The sequence below is a fragment of the Lactobacillus sp. HBUAS51381 genome, assembly GCF_012641095.1.
In the GTDB taxonomy this organism is placed as follows: domain Bacteria; phylum Bacillota; class Bacilli; order Lactobacillales; family Lactobacillaceae; genus Levilactobacillus.
Window position 1 is genome coordinate 111,157 of record NZ_JAAVSC010000001.1, and the last position, 18,852, is coordinate 130,008.

At 51.8% G+C, this 18,852-nt stretch carries 15 protein-coding genes; 7 read left to right on the forward strand and 8 right to left on the reverse strand.

What is annotated here, in order from left to right; translation table 11 throughout:
- Positions 1-232: 232 nt before the first annotated feature.
- Complete coding sequence (locus HEQ50_RS00485; protein ID WP_168898499.1) at positions 233-2,344, forward strand: collagen-binding domain-containing protein; 2,112 nt, start codon at positions 233-235, stop codon at positions 2,342-2,344.
- Positions 2,345-2,416: 72 nt separating this feature from the next.
- On the opposite strand, the gene HEQ50_RS00490 is transcribed toward HEQ50_RS00485, so the two are convergent.
- On the reverse strand, positions 2,417-3,160 hold the full coding sequence (locus tag HEQ50_RS00490; protein ID WP_168898500.1) for a sulfite exporter TauE/SafE family protein: 744 nt from the start codon (positions 3,158-3,160) through the stop codon (positions 2,417-2,419).
- Positions 3,161-3,294: 134 nt separating this feature from the next.
- Here HEQ50_RS00490 and HEQ50_RS00495 point away from each other — a divergent pair, with 134 nt between their 5' ends.
- The gene (locus HEQ50_RS00495) at positions 3,295-4,017 is read left to right on the forward strand and encodes an SDR family oxidoreductase (protein WP_168898501.1); all 723 of its coding nucleotides are present in this window, start codon (positions 3,295-3,297) and stop codon (positions 4,015-4,017) included.
- A 75-nt stretch (positions 4,018-4,092) separates the two neighbouring features.
- On the opposite strand, the gene HEQ50_RS00500 is transcribed toward HEQ50_RS00495, so the two are convergent.
- The gene (locus HEQ50_RS00500) at positions 4,093-4,794 is read right to left on the reverse strand and encodes an SDR family NAD(P)-dependent oxidoreductase (protein WP_168898502.1); all 702 of its coding nucleotides are present in this window, start codon (positions 4,792-4,794) and stop codon (positions 4,093-4,095) included.
- Between the two features lie 212 nt (positions 4,795-5,006).
- On the opposite strand from HEQ50_RS00500, the gene HEQ50_RS00505 reads away from it, so the two are divergent.
- A complete protein-coding gene (locus HEQ50_RS00505) occupies positions 5,007-5,870 on the forward strand; it encodes an SDR family oxidoreductase (RefSeq protein ID WP_168898503.1) in 864 nt (287 codons plus the stop codon).
- Between the two features lie 632 nt (positions 5,871-6,502).
- Here the strand turns inward: HEQ50_RS00505 and HEQ50_RS00510 are convergent.
- From HEQ50_RS00510 to HEQ50_RS00520, 3 genes are all read right to left on the reverse strand, one after another.
- Entirely contained in the window at positions 6,503-8,818 is a 2,316-nt protein-coding gene (locus tag HEQ50_RS00510; protein ID WP_168898504.1) for a bifunctional glycosyltransferase family 2 protein/CDP-glycerol:glycerophosphate glycerophosphotransferase, read from the reverse strand.
- 10 nt (positions 8,819-8,828) lie between these two features.
- Positions 8,829-9,761: a hypothetical protein gene (locus tag HEQ50_RS00515; protein ID WP_168898505.1), complete on the reverse strand. Its 933-nt coding sequence runs from the start codon at positions 9,759-9,761 to the stop codon at positions 8,829-8,831.
- A gap of 282 nt (positions 9,762-10,043) precedes the next feature.
- A complete protein-coding gene (locus HEQ50_RS00520) occupies positions 10,044-10,406 on the reverse strand; it encodes a helix-turn-helix domain-containing protein (protein WP_168898506.1) in 363 nt (120 codons plus the stop codon).
- Positions 10,407-10,529: 123 nt separating this feature from the next.
- On the opposite strand from HEQ50_RS00520, the gene HEQ50_RS00525 reads away from it, so the two are divergent.
- Positions 10,530-11,735, forward strand: a complete 1,206-nt coding sequence (locus HEQ50_RS00525; RefSeq protein WP_168898507.1) for an MFS transporter — start codon at positions 10,530-10,532, stop codon at positions 11,733-11,735.
- A gap of 105 nt (positions 11,736-11,840) precedes the next feature.
- Here the strand turns inward: HEQ50_RS00525 and HEQ50_RS00530 are convergent, their stop codons facing one another.
- From HEQ50_RS00530 to HEQ50_RS00540, 3 genes are all read right to left on the reverse strand, one after another.
- Complete coding sequence (locus HEQ50_RS00530; protein ID WP_168898508.1) at positions 11,841-12,494, reverse strand: TetR/AcrR family transcriptional regulator; 654 nt, start codon at positions 12,492-12,494, stop codon at positions 11,841-11,843.
- A gap of 920 nt (positions 12,495-13,414) precedes the next feature.
- Complete coding sequence (locus HEQ50_RS00535; protein ID WP_168898509.1) at positions 13,415-13,681, reverse strand: hypothetical protein; 267 nt, start codon at positions 13,679-13,681, stop codon at positions 13,415-13,417.
- Between the two features lie 449 nt (positions 13,682-14,130).
- Positions 14,131-15,081: an aldo/keto reductase family oxidoreductase gene (locus HEQ50_RS00540; RefSeq protein ID WP_168898510.1), complete on the reverse strand. Its 951-nt coding sequence runs from the start codon at positions 15,079-15,081 to the stop codon at positions 14,131-14,133.
- A gap of 374 nt (positions 15,082-15,455) precedes the next feature.
- On the opposite strand from HEQ50_RS00540, the gene HEQ50_RS00545 reads away from it, so the two are divergent.
- Genes HEQ50_RS00545 through HEQ50_RS00555 form a run of 3 tightly spaced genes read left to right on the forward strand, consistent with a single transcriptional unit; the run spans position 15,456 to position 18,456 of the window.
- On the forward strand, positions 15,456-16,214 hold the full coding sequence (locus HEQ50_RS00545) for an ABC transporter ATP-binding protein (RefSeq protein ID WP_168898511.1): 759 nt from the start codon (positions 15,456-15,458) through the stop codon (positions 16,212-16,214).
- 11 nt (positions 16,215-16,225) lie between these two features.
- Positions 16,226-18,046, forward strand: coding sequence for an FtsX-like permease family protein (locus HEQ50_RS00550; RefSeq protein ID WP_168898512.1), 1,821 nt, complete (start codon positions 16,226-16,228; stop codon positions 18,044-18,046).
- A gap of 38 nt (positions 18,047-18,084) precedes the next feature.
- Complete coding sequence (locus HEQ50_RS00555) at positions 18,085-18,456, forward strand: GntR family transcriptional regulator (RefSeq protein WP_168898513.1); 372 nt, start codon at positions 18,085-18,087, stop codon at positions 18,454-18,456.
- Positions 18,457-18,852 lie beyond the last annotated feature (396 nt).

Sequence of the window (18,852 nt, forward strand, 5' to 3'; positions counted from 1 at the left end):
AAAATTAAGGAAACGGGGGCCGCGATTATCACGATTCCTACTACAATCTTGGCTAACCGCTAGACAATCTATCTAAGAGGGTCCAGCAATTCTGACTATTCCATCCGCGTACAACAATATCGATGTTAATTTGTTAAGTTAAAAAATAATTTCAAAATAACGTTGATTGTTGACCAGCAGAGGACGAAAATGGAGGTAGATTCTTTAGATGAAAGGTAGGGATTTAGTCGTTATGGAATTGAAACGAACGCATTTTAAGATGTATAAAGTTGGGCGTAAGTGGGTCTTCGCCTGTGCGGTCGTGCTGGCCATGGGGAGCGGGGCAACGCTGACTGCTAGTGCCGATGTAAGCAGTAGCAGTTCGTCGCAGAGCACACAGTCAAGTCGGGTTGCGAGCGATCAGAACTCAGAACGGTCGGGCGGCACCGCGGTGTCGGGTGCCAACCGCGTTAGTGAAAGCAATCAGCAGAGTTCTGAGGAAACTAGCCAAGTCAGTGGCAGTCAGGCTGAGAATAGTCACAGCGCAAGTAGCAGTTCGTCACAGAGTCAATCAACGGACAGCGCTTCCGACAGCGAAAGCAGCTCAAGCCGCAGCACCACGCCGGTTTCCGAGGCGGTCACTACGGAAAGTGAAACGGTGACGACCAACACACCGGCAGCTAAACCCAGTGCCGTCAAGCACGCCACGACTTCTGCGAAGAAATCACCGGTTGTGAAGAGCTTCAAGCATAGCTCACGGATCAATTCGGCACTTACAGCGGCTAAGCAAGCCGCAACGACGACGCAACTCAGGGCCAAGGTCAACGCTCTGATTGAGAAAGCCCAAGCCGCCATGCCGGCACAGACCACGGCCTTAACGCCATTGGCCGAAGCGGAGATCCAGGCTGGTGGGTCGGTCTACGATGACTATCCGGATTTGGATAACTTGTTGGGCGTCTCTTCCGTCTTTCATATTTTTGCCAGAGAAGCCGAGTTAAATGCCCACACGAATGGGAACGTTGCCGTTCAAAACCTGATTGGGAATGTCAACTTCGGGACGAGTATCATCGAAGAACTATTGGACAAGGATATTTCTTACATACAAAACATTACGAACATTGCGGGGAGTTCCTTCGTTTCTAAAGGGGATACGCGGGAAAATAAAGTGGTGTTCGGGGATGGGATTAGCATCGATATTAGCAATCCTAATCGCCCAATGGTCAATGGCGTTTACATCGATCACCTGTTGGCTGACGAAGTCTACCAGGATCAAAACGGGCAAACGTACATTGACTTTGACGCCGAATTTGCGAAGTTAAAGACGTTGAACGCGACGCTGGCTGGTAAGCCGAGTGTGGCCAACTATACCAATAGTGATTTTGCCGACCAAAACAACCGCGTGATTGACATCAGCGACATGACGCCTAATGCCAACAATCAAATTGTGATTAATTTGACGCCGGATGTCTTACAAGGAAATACACCGTTGACAATCAAGGGCCTCTCTCCCGATGCTGAGGGAACGACCGTGATTGTGAACGTCGATACCGGTGGCCAAGCGGACTACGATGTGCGTTCCCAGATTAAGCTCATCTACAGTGATGGGAGTGACCGGAACAACCAAGAGACCGAACACTTTGGCGACAACCACCTGTTGTGGAACTTCTACGACAGTACGGCCAGCGACAAGCAGTTTGGCGGGACGATTCACGTTAATGCACCGTTCCAAGGGAGCATTCTGGCGCCATCGGCAACGATCGAGGCCAATCAAAATATTGATGGGAATCTGATTGCCGATAAGGTCATTGTTAACGCCGAAACCCACCGTTGGGACCTTCAGGGCAATGAGGATGAAGACATTGAGGAAGAGGAATTCGAAAAGCCCGTGCACCCGGGCATCGATGTCGAATTGCCAAATATTGAGGAACCGGAAGAACCTGGGACTGAAGAACCGGGGACTGAGGAACCTGGAACTGAAGAACCGGGGATCGAGGAACCCGGTGAAGGCGGCGATGAAGATTTAGGCTACGAGCACGAACGCCCGGACTATGATGAGGATGAAGTGACCGAGGACTTGTGGGATGATCTGATTGACGATGAGTCCGAGGATCCAACGACAGCCCATGCGGATGAAGAAGCCCTGTTGAATCGGGTTGACCAGGCCATTGCCCAAGCGAAAGCACAAGGCAACACGGCATTGGTTGCGAAGTTACAGGCCATTCGGAGTCGCATTCTGGCCGATCTCGGTGGCTTGCCACAGACCGGTGAGGCGCAGAATAACTGGGCGCCGGCTGTTGGGGCGGCCCTCTTAGCTAGCCTATTGGGAACCTTAGGCGCGATTAAGATTAAGAAACACCGAAACTAATTTTATCGGACGAAATGAAAAGCATGACTTCGCCAAACGGTGGGGTCATGCTTTTTGCGTTCAAATATGAGATTATAGGACCATCTTAACTGCCATGGCCATGATGAGCACGCCCATGAAGGGCTTGAGGTAAGCGTTGAGCTTCTGGGGGTCGGCGTGCATCAGCAGGCGCGGGGCACAGATTGCGCCGAGAATCGCCCCAATCATTAGGCTGATGCCAATTCCCCAATCCACGTTGCTAGCCGACATGTGGAAGATTAGACCAATCAGCGTTGTGCCAACCAGAACGTAGGCCGACGTCGCAGCGGCTGGAATCATATCCAATCCGAGTACCAGTAGCCCTGCAATGATGGGACCACCACCGGATAGGCCGGCAACGCCAACCATGAGGCCGCTGACAATCCCATATCCCGTCGCTTGAAGGCGTTGATGTCGGGCTGGGCGAGTCTGGTGGTGACTGAACCGTTTGACCAGGATCTGAACGCCTAATAAAAAGAGAATGATCGCGACCAACCAGGTGTAGAGTTTAATCGGGATATACGGGGAGATGAGGGCGCCCACAATGGTTGCCGGGATGGCCGCAATCAGCATTTGATTACCAATCTTAAATTGAATTTGGCCCGTCCGGTAGTGGCCGTATGCCCCCACGAGTAGTGAAGGAAACGCCGTAAAGAGGGAGGTTGCCGCCGCAGCTCCCGGTGCCAGGTGGAAGACGGTGGTCAGTAGACCCAAGTAAATGGCCGCACCCCCGCCACCGGTCGAAATGACCAGTAGCCCAACTAAGAATCCAGTAACTAATAAAATTAACCAGGTCATTAACCGACACAACTCCTTATCCGTTAAATAGTCTGTTTTCAGTGTACAAGTCGTGGTCGAGTGCGTCAATTTTTCGGATATGTCGTGAATGTTGGCGTATGATAAGAACTAAAGTTTTGAATGGAGGTAAGCACATGGAATTAGAACAACAACGACTCGCCATTGTTGGTGGCACCTCGGGTTTTGGGGAAGCAGTTGCCACCCAGGCCCTGACCTTGGGTGCCGCAGTTCACGTGATTGGGCACAGTCAAGCCCACGTGAATACAGCGGTAGCCCGTTTGAAGAAAATAGGAATGACAGTTACTGGGACGGCGCTAGACGCCCAGGATGATCAGCAATTGACGGCGTTCTTTGCGCAACAGGGAAAATTTGACCACGTCCTGTCGTTTCTCGGTGGGGCCATGGGTGGTGGCTTTCTAGATAATTCGGTAGCGGCGATTCGCCAAGCGATTGAAGACAAGTTCTTCGCCAATCTCCAACTGGCCCAGATCGCGGCGACGCATCTGAAGCCGCACGGATCGTTGATTTTTACCTCGGGTGCGGGCGGTCATCCCCACGATGCCTCCGGTGCCATCGTGGGCAATCAGGCGATTAATACCATGGTGGCCGGTCTGGCGGTCGAAATGGCGCCGGACTATCGGGTGAACGCGGTCGCCCCAACCTGGACGCCCACCGGTCTCTGGCGAAACCTAACGCCCGAGCAGGTTAAGCAGCAGGCTGCTGATTTTGCCCAAGGGGTGCCGTTGAAACGCGTGGCGACGCCAGACGAGGTGGCCGCGGCGTACATCTACCTGATGCAAAATGACTTTGTCACCGGACAGGTTTTGCATGTGGATGGCGGCGTGGATTTGATGTGATGTTGGTTAGTGAATCCCAAAAGCAGGCTGTGACGTTTGACCGTCACGGCCTGCTTTTTCGGAGAACTCGATCATTTAAAATTTTACCGGGACAATCACGCCGTTCACGTAGCTGGCGGCATCGGAACACAGAAACAGCGCCGTCTGGGCAATCTTATTGCCACTCGGTGAGGTCGGGACCGTAATGCCTAATGGCGTCTCGGCATCCTTACTGCCGGGGGCAATGGCGTTAGTCCGAATCCCGGCGTTCTGATACATGAAGGCGGTATTCTTGGTCAAGCCGACCACCGCGTGCTTAGAGGCGGCGTAGGCCGCACTGGCCCGGTCGCTCGTATCGCCTTCGACGGCCGCAATGTTAAGAATTACGCCGGAATCCTGTTGGGTGAACTGTTTGAGGGCTTCACGCGTGGCCAACATGACGCTGGTCGTGTTGACCGTCATGACCCGATCCCACAGCTCGTTGGTTAACGTATCGGCGGGGGCTAGTTTGTCCAGCATCCCGGCGTTATTGACCAGAATGTCGAGATGGCCAAAACGGTCGACGGCTTGTTGGACCATGGCCGTGACGTCGGCATCCTTGGTGACGTCGGTGACGGCAGCGATGGCCGTACCACCGGCAGTTGTGATGCCATCGACGACGGCGTTTAACGCCTCGGCATTACTATCGGCGGCCACGACTTGGGCCCCTTCCTTAGCAAATAGTTCAGCGATGGCTTGGCCCTTACCAGACCCGGCCCCGGTGACGATGGCGACCTTATTCGTTAATTGTTGTACCACGTTACTCACTCCTCATGACAACTAATTTATGGGATTGAAGGATTGCTGGATAATCTATCATATTGATTGCGTTCCTTAACCGTTCCCTTAGCTTCATTATAGGCGTTTGTGTGACCGGTGCGACGTTTTTTTTAGGTTAACGGCGAAAGGGATTGACCGGAAATTTAGCAGGTGTTATTTTTAAAGTAACAACAGATAGAGGAGTGTTGACTATGAAATATGTCGTTACAGGTGCCACCGGTCATTTAGGAACCGAAATTGTTGAGGCGCTCGTCAAATTGGTGGCCCCAACCGATGTGACGCTGGGGGTGCACACGCCGGCCAAGGCCGCTGCTTTTGCCCAGCGAGGGATGACCGTTCTGCCCCTAGATTACCGCCAACCGGCGACGGTGACAACGGTGTTGGATGCGGCCGATGTCGTCATCTACGTGCCCAGCAAGAGCCACGACAGCTTTAGTCGCGTCACGGAATTTGAAAATGTTCTGACCGCGGCAAGCCAGGCGCACGTTGGCCATCTGATCGTGATGGGCTTCATTGCCGATCAAGCCAATAATCCGTTCGACCTGTCCGCCTTTTATGGCTACGTGCCCCGGCGCTTGGCGGCTAGTGGGATATCCTACACGATTTTACGGAATGCACTGTATGCCGATCCATTGGTTCCCTATCTCCCGGAATTGATTGAACGGCACAACGTGATTTACCCGATGGGGGATGCCTCGCTCAGCTTTATTAGCCTAGCTGACAGTGCCGCGGCGTTTGCCAAGGTGGCGGTCACCCCCGCGTTGTGGCACCAGCCCAGTTATACGTTGACGCAGGAACGATCCTACACGATGCCCGCGCTCGCTCGAGTTTTGAGCCAAGTTTCGGGTCAGTCCATTGGCTATGCGCCGGTCACGCTCAGTGAGTTTGCGGCGTTGTATAACCAGGGAAATGAAGGCCACATGCTAGCTTCTATGTACGATGCTGGTGGGCGCGGACTGTTGGCGACTGTCACGGATGACTACCAGACCATCATGGGACATCCCGCCCAGAGCTTGCCAGACTTTTTGACCGCGCAGTTGGCCAGTAAAGGCTAAGGGCAAAAGTGCGGTAAATTTATCCATGCCTGCTAAGAGTTCCACCGGCTGTGATGCTCTAACCCCTGGCAAGGTTTATCGCCATTAAATTAGTCATCAATAACCACCTGCGGCTGCCAGAGATTCCGGCGCTGTGGGGACCGCCTGCGGCCTGAGAATCGGTCCTCCGGCTCGGTTTGAAGCCTGACCAAGACCGTCAGTCTTCAAATACGTCCCGCGCTGTAAGCTGCTGCACAGCTAACACCGCAGTCACGGCTGCCTCCATCTCTGCCTACCTCCGGTTACGGTGGTTGAAACCTATTAAATGTACGGTGACGTCGCTGGAATGACAACGTTTTGCCAGTTTAATTGGATACATCTCATGTAGCCGTGAGTGAGTCAAATTTGGTCTCAGCCGTGGGATTTACCAAGCGATTTTTCTTGGTAAAATGGCGTCTTTGAGACGCGGGCTGACGGCTCAAAGCGAGGGAAAAGACAGTACTTTGGCTTTTCCCGATCCTGCCCACAGCGATCCAGACCAAATTTGGCGAACGGTAAGGCGGCCAGTACGCGACTATCGTATCTTAAAACAGCCCCCATCCTGACTAACGTCGGTGATGGGGGCTGTTTGCGGTGATGAACTAATCTGGTGGTTACTTTAAATCCGACTGATCGAAGAAGGCGTCAACCACGCGTTGGGTGGCGTGGCCGTCTTCCCAGGCGTTGAACCGCTGGCTGAACCGGTCATAGGCCGCCGCGTAATCCTGGGTGACCTGAGGCAGGTTGTGCAGGGCCGCCAAGACATCGTCGTTGGTCTTGAGCAGTGGTCCCGGGAGATCCTTTTCCATGTCGAGGTAGAAGCCCCGCAGGACGCTACCATATTTTTCGTAGTCGTAAACGAAGTACAGAATCGGCCGCTTGAGGATGGCGTAATCGAAGAAGACACTAGAGTAGTCGGTGATCAGCACGTCCGAAATCAGGTAGAGTTCGGCAATGTCGTCGTAACTCGATTCGTTATAGACGAAGTCGCCGAAGCCGGTGGTGTCCAGATGCTCGGTGATGAAGTAGTGGGTCCGCAAGACCAGCACGTACTCGTCGCCCAGTTCACGCTTTAGCCGGTTGATGTCTAACTTCAGCGTGAACTTGTAGTCGCCGACGCCGTAGTAGTCATCGTCACGCCAAGTTGGGGCGTAGAGGATGATCTTCTTGTCTTGCGGAATCCCCAGCTTTTCCTTAATCTGGCGAGCGCGGGCGTCACGGTCCGGTGCACTGAGAATGTCATTTCGTGGATAGCCCGACTTCAACATCTTGTCGACCGGATACATGAAGGCGTGCTCGAACACGTCGACCGAGAATTGGTTGGCCGTGACCAGGTAATCCCACTGCCGCGACTGCTGGAAGAAGATCTGCTTGTACAGTGGGTTGGCGCTGGCCACATTATCCATGTCGAAGACCAGATGTTTGAGCGGCGTGCCGTGCCAGGTTGCGAGAAATTTCGTTCCCGGGCGCTTGACGAACCACTTGGGCTGACGCATGTTAATCACTTGAAATTTGGCCGTGGCGAGATAGTACATGTAGCGCCAGCCGAAACGTTTGACAACCGTCGTATCCGGTTGTCCGGTCGGCATACCCGTGACGCCGGGGTTGGAAATCCAGACGTGCTTGAACTGGCCGGGATAGGTCGCCTGCAGATAGTTGTAGACGGCCTTGGGACTGTCCGAGAAATTTCGTCCAAGGAAGGATTCGTAAAGAATCGTCTTCGGCTTAATCGGGAGTTTGGTGAACCACCACATGTACGACAGTCGGGTAATACCGCGGCCACGGTGCTTGATGACGCGGCCCAACTGGCGTAGGTGCACAATCCGATTGATGGCGCGTTGTGGACAAGTGGGTTGGCGGCGGATATGCGTTAAGATTCGCCGACTCAGCAGTGAAAGTTCACCAAGTGCCGAGTCATCGACCAACTGAAGAAAGGCGTGAAGCTGCGCCATTAATCCCGGAACATCGGTCACCGAAGCGTCTTCAGCGGTTGCACCGGTCGCCAGGGCCATGTAGAGGAACCGGTGAAGGCGATACAGGCAGTAACGGCTGAATGCCAGATGAAGATCGGGGGTTGTGATGGCGACAAGGCTGGTCTGCCAAGAGGCAATCCGTTGTTGCCACCGGTCCGCAACGTCCAATTGATGCATGGAGGGTTGGTTGACCGGGTCGTTGTGTTTGACGCGAATATAGGTGGGATCGGCCAAACGTAGGTAGCGACTGGTTCGTGCCATGACCTGTGTTAGGAAGGTGTAGTCGGGATAAAGCGCGTTGGTTTCGTCGAACTGCAGGTGGTGGTCTTGGACCAGTTGCCGGTTGATAACCTTACCCGTGATTTTGAGCTGTCGGTTAAATTGTTCCCAGCGCGAATCACCGGACAGGCTGATATATTTATGCTGCAACCAGTTATTGACGGCCGGCGTCACGGTGAGGTCAGTCGTCAGTTGGCCGAGTGTGGCCGTGCTGAGGTTGACCGCCCGATTTTTGGGCTGTCGACGCTTGGGCCCACCCCATTTGGGTAGATTATCTTGAACAGTCGTTTGTGTTGAACTAGCCACAAATGAGGTGTGGGGTTCATAGGTAGGGTATTGGTACAGATCCCCGAAGGTATCGGTGGGGAACGGCGTAATCGCGGCCATGGTTGCTAGGGCTTCGGCGGTGAGGTAGTCATCGCTATCAACGAAGACGAGCCAATCACCACTCGCGGCGGCTAAAGCGGCGTTGCGGGCAGCGCCAGCTGTTTGACCGGTGAAATGAACCTGCCGAACGGCGAAGGGGAGCTGCCAATCGGCCTCGGTGAGGTCCAGCTGGGCGTTTAACGCAATCACCCATTCAAAATCCTGAAAGCTTTGGGCCGACAGGTTATGCCGTAATTCTAAAAGTTGCGGGAGCTCTTCATTTTGACAGGGCGTAATCACACTAAATTTCATGGTCGGCCTCCTAGTAGAACAACTGGTGAGCCACACGTGGTGACAGCAGTTGCAGTAATCTCAGACGGGACCAATGGCGAGCCGGACTAATCGTACTGTGTTTGATGCGCGCGAGTAGTTCGGTGTGGTCTTCTTTGGACAGTTGTTTCCGATCGATTGATTTCAAGAGCGCTTCGAGTTGTCGCTGGAAATAGGCCTGATAAACCGGTTGCCACATGACATCCAGCTGTTGAACGTCGATTTTTTTGAGCTCACTTAACCAGGCAACGGGGGTTGCTTCGACCCACATGGCCCGTTGGATCGTGGGGACGTGCAAGCGAATCACGTCGGTGCTTTGGCGTAGGACGGCGAAGGCCTGCGCCGCTGAGACCAGCGGTAAGGCCGGGTCTAGCAGCTCGGTAGGGAGTAAAACGCCGGTCGGCCGAATACGCTGGGTGAGCAGTCGCTGGTTTTGCAAGTTGGTCTGAACCGAGTAACTTTGGAGGCTCCACAACGTTAGTAGCTGCTCGTTCGGGTCATCCAGGGAGTCCGTCGCCAGTTGACGATATGTTTGTTGTAAGGCGGCTTCCTGATGATCCACGACGTAGGCCGCAATCTGGTCGGACAGTGATTGGTGCATATCAAAAGCCGCCAAACTGATGGGACTGCCTGGATGTTTCGCCATCACTTGGGCCCACTGATGAAGGGCGCCGGGCAAAACGTGATCAGTTTCGCGGAGATTAATCAGATAATTTTGGGGGTCTAAGGGGGCGTGGAGCTGATTGATCGTTAGTCCCCAATCTTTTGCTTGTTGCTGTTGCGTAGACGTTAAATTTTGAGTGTCAGTTAATTGTAAGTTAAAAGATGCGGCTGCAAAGCGTTGGCTGGTTAATTCCCCGACAAGTGTGCTTAGACACGGCCAGTCCAACGTGGATTGCGGCACGATATTAATAAAAACGTGCATGAGTTTTCCCTTCTCCGATGAAGTATTGTAGCAAGTGACAGAGCTATAACGAACCCATTATACAGAGTTTGTATGGTGGGTGCACGAACTATTTAAAGAATAGTTAAAAACTTAAGGATTATCAATCTTTATGACGGTAAAACAATGCAGCAATTGTCTAATTATTTGTGAAGGTTAGGTCGAGGTTGACCCCATGTTTCAGTCAGTTAATTTCGAAGATCATAAAAAGCCTGGACGTTTTGTGCCCAGACTTTTTCGATACATTTACAAAATTTGAAATCCTTAGACATCATCGCGACTAAGTAACGTGATCTCTTCTCCCGCGGCCTCGCGCCGGTCGATGTTGTCCTCGCCCCAAACGCAGAGTTCATGAAGAATGCCGGAGAGGGATTGGCCGTAGTCGGTCAATGCGTAGTCCACGCGTGGTGGCACCTGTTGGTAGACGTGGCGGGAGACAATATTGGCGGCTTCGAGTTCGCGGAGTTGCTGCGTCAGCATCTTTTGCGAGATTTGGGGAATGGCCCGCGCGAGTTCCCCCGTCCGCATGGTGTGGTGCCGGAGATGGCAGAGAATGATGGATTTCCATTTGCCGCCGATGATTTCCATCGTGGCTTCGACGCCAATGTGATACGTTTTTGTGGACATGAAATAGCCTCCTGATTGATGGTTACTTTTTGGTGGGTAGGGAACTTTAAAGTGGGTACTTGTCTTAGAGTTCTTAGCCAGTATAATCAATAACTATCGCATTAGCAATTCAAGGAGGTCATTATGACAAAAAAACTTTCACCAACTTTTACCTTACTCGCGTTAGCCGTTAGTGCTTTCGCCATTGGATCAACTGAATTCATCAGTGTGGGGCTAATCCCGCTATTAATTCAAAGTTTCCACGTCAGCCTAGCGCAAGCCGGGTTAACGGTTTCGGTCTATGCACTGGGCATCACGCTGGGCGCACCGATCATGACCTTACTGACGGGTCAAATTAATCGGCATACGTTAATGGTCATTATTATGCTGCTCTTTATTACCGGTAATCTGGTGGCGGCCTTTGCGCCGACGTTTACCGTCTTACTCGCCGGTCGTGTGGTCGCGGCATTGGCTCACGGGATCTTTATGACGGTGGGCTCCGTGATTGCGGCGGACGTGGTGGCACCTTCCAAACGTGCTTCGGCAATTGCCGTGATGTTTACGGGCCTCACGGTGGCCACGGTCACGGGAGTACCCTTGGGCACGATGATTGGTCAACTGGGTGGTTGGCGCTGGTCCTTCATCTTTATCAGTCTGATTGGCCTCATCGGTTTGGTGGCCGACTACATTTTGGTTCCCCGGCATTTGCCATTGCCTAGCAAAGCCACGGCGCGGGGAATTCTCCGGGTCTTGGGTAACCCACAACTGGGCTTGGCCCTACTCGTCACGGCGTTGGGGTACGGGGGCACCTTTGTGGCGTACACCTATCTTTCCCCACTATTGGAACAGCAAATGGGGTGGTCGAGCAGTGCAGTCGTAGTTATTCTGGTGATCTACGGCCTAATGGTGGCCATCGGGAATACGCTGGGTGGTCGCTGGGCCAATGCCAAGCCGTTGGCCGCACTCTTGAAGATGTTTACGGGCTTGTTCGTGACTCTGCTGGTTCTGACGGTGACCACGAATAGTCAGTGGCTGGGTCTGTTAACCGTACTGGCTATGGGCTTCTTCGCGTTTATGAATGTTCCGGGCTTACAACTCTACATCGTGCAATTGGCCGAAAAGTATACCCCCGCCGATATCACCATGGCCTCGGCGCTTAACATCTCCGCCTTCAACGTCGGGATCGCGCTGGGGTCCGGCATCGGTGGTCAGGTGACCCGTCAATTAGGGCTGGCCTGGACCCCACTGTTCGGCGCCATCATGGTCGCAATTAGTATTGGCCTGACCTGGGGATTAATTCGGTTGGCCCGACCGTCGAAACGCTTGGTGAATAAATTTAATCATAACTAAGCGGACAGGATGCGGCAGAACCAAGATTCCGCTGTTTATTTCCAACCTAGTCAAAAGGTGCGTTAACAGGCGATGACCTGTTGACGCACCTTTTTTAGCTGGAACTTATTCCGGCTGCAGCACCTTTTCCAGTTCGGCCACCATGTATTTCGCTTCGTCGGCATCCTGCCAGTCGCGGTTAGGGAAGAGCACGTAACGGTCGAGGATGTACCCGGCAATGATCGACGCGATGTAGCGAAAGAGCATGTTGAACGGCCAGTCGATGATCAGATGGTGTTTTTGCAACTTGGTGACGGTGCCTTCAAAGGAGCCGATGAATTGGGCGCGGGCCACTTCAATAAATTCTTGGCGGAGATCTTCATTGTAGAGGAGCTCGCTGAAGAAAACTTTGATGGCGTCCTGGTTAGCTGCCGCGAAGTCCATCCGATTTTTCACGAAGACGACCAAGAAGTCGTGTAGATTGGTGAAGGGCTTACTCAACGTATCTTTCTTGAGTTCGTTGGCAACATCGGGAATGATCTGTTGAATGACCGGTTCCAAGGCGACCCGCAGAATATTGGCCTTGGACTTGAAATGTTTAAACATGGTGCCCTCAGATTGGTGGGCCGCAACGGCAATTTGGTGGGTGCTGGTATTCGCATAGCCCTGCTTGGCGAAGAGCTGAATACTGGCAATCAGCACGTCTTTTTGTTTTTGCGTGAGATCTTTTGTAGCTTGGATTGTGGCGGGAAATTGATCCAAAATTTTATTAATTGGCATGACGTGACCACCTTTAGTTTGGATTTTTGGGATGACCAATCGCAGTGGTATCGCGATTAGCGTGAATGATCTGAGTAAAACGGACTATGGCTTAATCTTACCAGCTTGCGGGGGAATTACCAGCTAAATGGTTATTGATAGGAAAAGGCTATGAACATTGCCTGGGCTTATGTCTACCGTGTGGCTAGTGGATTGGATATCGCGAACGGTAACGCGTCCAGCTCAGCCTGTGTTGCAAGTTTTAAAGGTTGAAAGATAGAAAACAGCTAGGGTTTCTGGTGTGACAAGGATAGCAACCATTATAATATGATAGTCGCGGGCTGGCCGCCTTACCGTTCGCCAAATTTGGTCTGGATCGCTGTGGGCAGGATCGGGAAAAGCCAAAGTGCTGTCTTTTCCCTCGCTTTGAGCCGTCAGCCCGCGTCTCAAAGACGCCATTTTACCAAGAAAAATCGCTTGGTAAATCCCACGGCTGAGACCAAATTTGACTCACTCATGGCTACATGAGATGTATCCAATTAAACTGGCAAAACGTTGTCATTCCAGCGACGTCACCGCACATTTAGTAAGTTCCAACCACCGTAACCGGAGGTAGCCAAAGATGGAGGTAGCCGTGACAGCGGTGTTAGCTGTACAACAGCTTACAGCGCGGGACGTGTTTGGAGACTGACGGTCTTGGTCAGGCTTCAAACCGAGCCGGAGGACCGCTTCTCAGGCCGCAGGCGGTCCCCACAGCACCGGAATCTCTGGCAGCCGCAGGTGGTCGGTGATGATTAATTTTATGGCGATAAACCTTGTCAGCTGGGGACTGGAGCATGTTCGTGATCTTTCAACCTTTAGATCTCTACCCTTTAGACATTAAAAATCGGGCATGCTCGCAGTCATCCCCGGTTTTTAAGTAAAGTGCTCGTTTCATTCAATTAATGTGCTTGGGCAGTGGTCTTCTTGTAAGCGAAGTAGAACTGGGTAATCGCTAAGATGACGTTAATCCAGTTGACTGCCGTAAACCATCCTGTCAGACCCGCAACACCGGCGACGCCATAGAATACCCAGAAGCCGGCAATAATAGCAACCACGTTAATCCAGCCGAACCACTTCATTAATTCCCGGTTTGTCGTCGCGGTGCAAGTCCAAATACCGTTGATAACTAACCAAATAGCAAGAATCCAAAATGTTGTCGTAAACATATTTAAAATCCCCTTTCTAGTTATCGAGCGAGTAATCACTCGCCCTTGATTACAACTACAGTTTAACACCATCTTGGAAAAGGTCAACCCCTCAGAAGAACTTTTTTAACATCACAGTATTCGTTGATGTGTAAGGGCTAACAATCGTTGATAATAAAGGAATTCAGGCGGGAGACGATGGCAAAAATATTTTTAGTTTTTAGCCGACAATGCCATCAAATATTCGGTAACTTGTTGGCATTATAGACGGGCTTGCTTTTGTTGGCTGGGCATAACAGTTATGGCGGGGGGAATAACGCCTTAATCGACACGCGACTGATGGATTGGCACAAGAGACGGTCGGATAAATCTTGTTCAGGGGGTCGTCCATTAACGTTACTTTGGACGGAAGAACAGGGCAAAAAAAAACGCCCGAAAAATCCGGGCGCTTCGCATGAGTTGTTGAATTTTTAAGGAAGAATGTTCCCAGCAGCCAGGTAAATGTCATACCATTCCTGCTTGGTTAAGGTCACATCGGCACCGGCCGCACTATCCTTGATATGGGTCGGATTCATGGTGCCCAATAGAACTTGGACGTTTGCCGGATGACGGAGAATCCAAGCGACAGCAATCCCGTTCTTCGAAACGCCGTACTTATCGGCTAATTTTTGCAGGACGTTATTCAGCTCGGCATACTTGGGATCGTTGATGAACATGCCGGCGAACAGACCGTATTGGAAAGGTGACCATGCTTGGATCGTTACGTGTTGACGCCGAGCAAATTCAATCATACCGAAGTCATTGTAGGTTGGCACATCGCCCATGTTGACGTGCAGGCCTTCCGTGATCATCCCGGTGTGGGCGGCACTAAATTGAAGTTGGTTAAACATCAATTTTTGATCGACCGCTTCTTGAACCAGCAAGTATTGTTGAACGTTGAAGTTGGAAACACCGAAGTGGCGAACCTTACCCTCGCGTTGTAACGTGTTGAAGGCGTCAGCGATTTCTTCGGGCTCCATCAGTGGATCTGGTCGGTGAAGCAGGAAGGCATCCAGATAGTCGATGCCCATGCGTGACAAAATCCCATCAACGGCATCAATCAGATGTTGCTTACCAAAGTCGTAACGTGACCCAAAGACTAAATCATCGTGGCTCCGGTTCGGGTCGAGGATGATGCCACCCTTGGATTGGATGTAAAAATCATCACGGGATAAGCCAGAAGCTTTCAGTGCGCCACCGAAGACTTCTTCAGACTTACCATTGACGTAAATATCCGCGGAGTCGATATAGTTAATACCAGCTTCGTGAGCAGCTTGGAGCGCTTTAACGGCGTCCGCTTGGTCCAGAACACCCATCCGCATGATGCCGAGAGCAACGGCGGATGCTTGCCAGTTACTGCCACCTAATTGCAGTTGTTTCATCAAGAAAAACCCCTTTGCTTTGAGATAGTCGACTTACAAGGTTAATTGTACAACGAAAATGTTGAAATATCTCGTCAGGACCTCTGTTGGGAATGGTGCGGCCTAGTGCTAAAGTGGAACGGTTGATTCATAGGCGGATGGGGCGGGCATTCTTCACGGCAATAAGCTTTCGGAAGTCAATGAACCAAATGCTGGCTGGCCTGAGATATTTCGTTGGGGACGTCACGCAGCCAAAAAAATAAAAGGGTTAAAAGCCCGTCGCCATCGGCCTTTCGTCAGATCACGCCAATAAAAATATTGACAATTTTATATGAACCGTTATAGTTAATCACATAAGTAACTAACCAATACACCAAAGAGCGGGGGAATTTAACATGAAAATGAAGACAGTGGTCGATGTTCACGATCTGGAGAAAACGTACGGTAAAGCCAACGAACGCCAATATCAAGCCTTAAAGGGGCTGAATTTTACGGTGGCAGCTGGCGAGTTTGTCGGCATCATGGGGGCGTCTGGTTCCGGGAAGACGACGCTTTTGAATATGCTCTCAACGTTGGATGTGCCCACCAGAGGAGATGTCATGGTGAATGGTCACGACGTCACGAAGATGCGGGGTAATCAGCTCGCGGATTTTCGGGCTCAAGAGGTTGGCTTTATCTTTCAGGACTTCAATCTGTTGGAGAGCTTGACGGCCGAGGAAAACATTGGGTTGCCATTGGCCTTGAAGGGGACGTCCTCACGGGTGATGGACCAAGCCATTCACGAGGTGGCCGAGACCCTGTCGATTGCCGACCTCTTACCTAAGTATCCGTCTGAACTGTCCGGGGGCCAAAAGCAGCGGGTCGCGGCGGCACGGGCTATCGTCCATCATCCCGCCATCCTGATGGGTGATGAACCCACGGGAGCCTTGGATTCCACGAGTGCCCGGGAATTATTGGATCTCTTGACGACCATTAATCAAAAGCAAAAAATGTCGGTTCTTTTAGTGACGCATGATCCGTTCTCGGCTAGTTTCTGTCAGCGCATTTTATTCATTAAAGACGGTCTGATTGGGTCTGAGATTAAGCGGGGCGATCAGGACCGGAGTGCCTTTTACCAACAGATCTTAAATGAACTCGGCACGTTCAACGAGTAGGGGGAGTCAAAATGTTAGGAAAATTAGCGTTGGCCGGTATTAAAAACCGGCGGCGAGATTATCTCGTCTTATTGTTGGGGCTGACCATGTCGGCCGCCATCTTCTACATGTTCGCCAATCTCGCGACCAATCGCGCTTTCATTAAGGCCAATGCGGTGGTGAGCCAGGCGTCCTTGATCTTTGGATTCGGGGCCGTTTTACTGATTCTGATTACGATTGTCTACATTATGTATGCCAACAGCTTCCTGTTGAGTATGCGCCAGCACGACTACGGTCTCTTCATGATGTTGGGGGCGACGCGAAAACGGGTCGGTGAACTGGTCTTTCTGGAAACCTTGATCTTGGGGAGTTTGGCGACTGCCGTGGGGATTGTCTTGGGGTTGGCCATGAGCCAGTTTCTCGTGGGCTTCTTACTGGACATGCTGGGCCTCCACTTGGCCCATCTTTCGGCCGTTTACCTGCCAGCCATCGTGGCAACGGCGGTGTTATACGTGGGTCTCTTCATTCTAGCGTCCCTATTTAACCTGGTTCGGTTGACCCGGACGACGGTGTTGAAGCTCTTACACACCGACGAACAGGCCAATCAGCCCAAGGTTCATCCCTTCCGCCAAATGGTCGCGGCGATCCTGGGCGTGTGCTTCCTTGCCATCGGCTACTGGTCGCTGGCCGCAATCAAGGATTTACAGATGACCGCGATCCCTATCGCCTTGGTCACCATTACGATCGGAACCTATCTGCTTTTCCGCGCCACCATCCTGGTGATTATTCAAGGCTTGCGGCGGACACGCTGGGCTAAGAAACACCTGAACGGCTTCTTACTAGGCCAATTAAACTTCCGGGTCTATAACTACACGCGCATGTTGACGATTGTCTCTCTGCTATTTGCAATGGCTCTAGGTGCCATTACGGTCGGCTCCGGGTATCACCGGCAGTTGCCGATGATGGCCAACAGCCTGGGAACCTACACGATGGCCATCCATGATAAAAACGCGCAGGAACAACACTTAATTGATCAGCTAAACGTGAAGCATCAGGCGACCTATACGCAGAAACGCCAAGGCAAGGTGGTCTACTACAATGCCGCCGAGCTGAAGCAACAGCCGTTTGAATTGAATCGGGGAACCACGGAGGCCAAGTACGCGACGCATCCGAAATATTATACGGAATCCCTGAAGCAGTTCAAGCAAAAGGGCAGTCAAAGCTTAGACTTTCTAAGTTTAGCCATCCGCAGTGAACAGGGTTTCTACGCGCCTCAAATCCTGAGTGCCCAGCAGTTTGCTAAGCAATCCGGGAAGACGATGACGGTCACCACGGTCCGGGTTAAGAACCTTAATCAAGACAAGCGCGTGTTGAAACGGTTGAATAAACTGGAATTAGCGCGTTTCGCTCAACCAGAGGCCATGACCGTAGGGAATTACCAATCCTACGAACTCATGAGTGGCTTCTTCGGGGGATTGGAATTCATGGGTTACTTCTTGGGGATTGCCTTTCTGGCGATGTTAGCCTCTTGTCTGATGTTTAAGATTCTCTCGGGAGCACCGGGGGATCAACGACGATACCAAATGCTTTATAAAGTGGGGGTTCGTCAGCGGCTCATGCGTGTGGGGATTGCGAAAGAAATCGGGATTTTATTCTTAATTCCTGGTATCATGGGAGTAATCGATGTTCTGTTCGGTCTTCAGATGTTCAAGCCGTTGATGCAGAGTCCCATGAGTCCCTACCTGGGAATTGGGAGCATCTTTGCCATCTTCATTGGACTGTACGCGATTTACTATGCGATTACACTGGCGTTGTACTGGCGAATCGTTTTGCCGAAGGCGCCGACTAATTAGGCTGCAGAACGAGTTCACAAAGAATGTGGGAAAGTAAAATGAAATTTAATTTCGATAGTCCGGAACCCATCTACCTGCAGGTGGCCGAACAAGTGGAAGAGGCAATCTTCACGGGCATCTATCGGGCGGGGGAGCAGGTGCCGTCAACGACAGAAATGTCCAAGGAATTTCATATTAATCCAGCCACGGTCCTCAAGGGGATCAATCGACTGGTGGCAGCCGGCGTGATTGAGAAACGACGGGGTGTGGGAATGTTTGTGACGGCCACGGCCGCGACAACCATCCGTGAGAAACGCCGCGCGGAGTTCTACGACCGCTACGTGAGCAGTTTCACCAGCGAGGCCAAGAAGCTCAACTTGTCCGAAGATGAGCTGATTGCATTGATCAAACGGGGGTATGAAGCCGAGTAAGGCGTTTGCTTAGCGCGGGCCCGTGGCTGCCAGTACCGATGCTTATTCTGATTAACGCCATAGAAATTAACAAGGACGGGATGGTTCATCAATGATGGTGAATGATCCTGTTTTTTGTCGTCCGTTAGGCGTTGAAGATGTCGGCTTGCGTAAATGCGCCCCCGTCCTACTCACCGCGCTCCAGATCAAATTTGGCGAACGGCAAGGCTGCCAGTACGCAACTAGCAGAGGTTAATCGTCGTTAATGCTGTTACACCGGGGGAGGTGGGATTCACCGTTTACCCCCTCAGTTATTTGGAATTAGTCATTGCCGAAGCGAATTGATTTACAAACCAACGAAATCACGCTATAGTAGATTGTACACAATTGACTAGTCATTGGTTGGCAGGAAAGAAG

Bases quoted from the DNA above. Each gene is read 5' to 3' on its own strand.
- HEQ50_RS00505 (WP_168898503.1), top strand. From the start codon at position 5,007: ATGAAATATGTCGTTACAGGTGCCACCGGTCATTTAGGAACCGAAATT.
- HEQ50_RS00530 (WP_168898508.1), bottom strand. From the start codon at position 12,494: ATGCCAATTAATAAAATTTTGGATCAATTTCCCGCCACAATCCAAGCT.
- HEQ50_RS00540 (WP_168898510.1), bottom strand. From the start codon at position 15,081: ATGAAACAACTGCAATTAGGTGGCAGTAACTGGCAAGCATCCGCCGTT.
- HEQ50_RS00525 (WP_168898507.1), top strand. From the start codon at position 10,530: ATGACAAAAAAACTTTCACCAACTTTTACCTTACTCGCGTTAGCCGTT.
- HEQ50_RS00545 (WP_168898511.1), top strand. From the start codon at position 15,456: ATGAAAATGAAGACAGTGGTCGATGTTCACGATCTGGAGAAAACGTAC.
- HEQ50_RS00510 (WP_168898504.1), bottom strand. From the start codon at position 8,818: ATGAAATTTAGTGTGATTACGCCCTGTCAAAATGAAGAGCTCCCGCAA.
- HEQ50_RS00550 (WP_168898512.1), top strand. From the start codon at position 16,226: ATGTTAGGAAAATTAGCGTTGGCCGGTATTAAAAACCGGCGGCGAGAT.
- HEQ50_RS00490 (WP_168898500.1), bottom strand. From the start codon at position 3,160: ATGACCTGGTTAATTTTATTAGTTACTGGATTCTTAGTTGGGCTACTG.
- HEQ50_RS00520 (WP_168898506.1), bottom strand. From the start codon at position 10,406: ATGTCCACAAAAACGTATCACATTGGCGTCGAAGCCACGATGGAAATC.
- HEQ50_RS00495 (WP_168898501.1), top strand. From the start codon at position 3,295: ATGGAATTAGAACAACAACGACTCGCCATTGTTGGTGGCACCTCGGGT.
- HEQ50_RS00555 (WP_168898513.1), top strand. From the start codon at position 18,085: ATGAAATTTAATTTCGATAGTCCGGAACCCATCTACCTGCAGGTGGCC.
- HEQ50_RS00485 (WP_168898499.1), top strand. From the start codon at position 233: ATGGAATTGAAACGAACGCATTTTAAGATGTATAAAGTTGGGCGTAAG.
- HEQ50_RS00535 (WP_168898509.1), bottom strand. From the start codon at position 13,681: ATGTTTACGACAACATTTTGGATTCTTGCTATTTGGTTAGTTATCAAC.
- HEQ50_RS00515 (WP_168898505.1), bottom strand. From the start codon at position 9,761: ATGCACGTTTTTATTAATATCGTGCCGCAATCCACGTTGGACTGGCCG.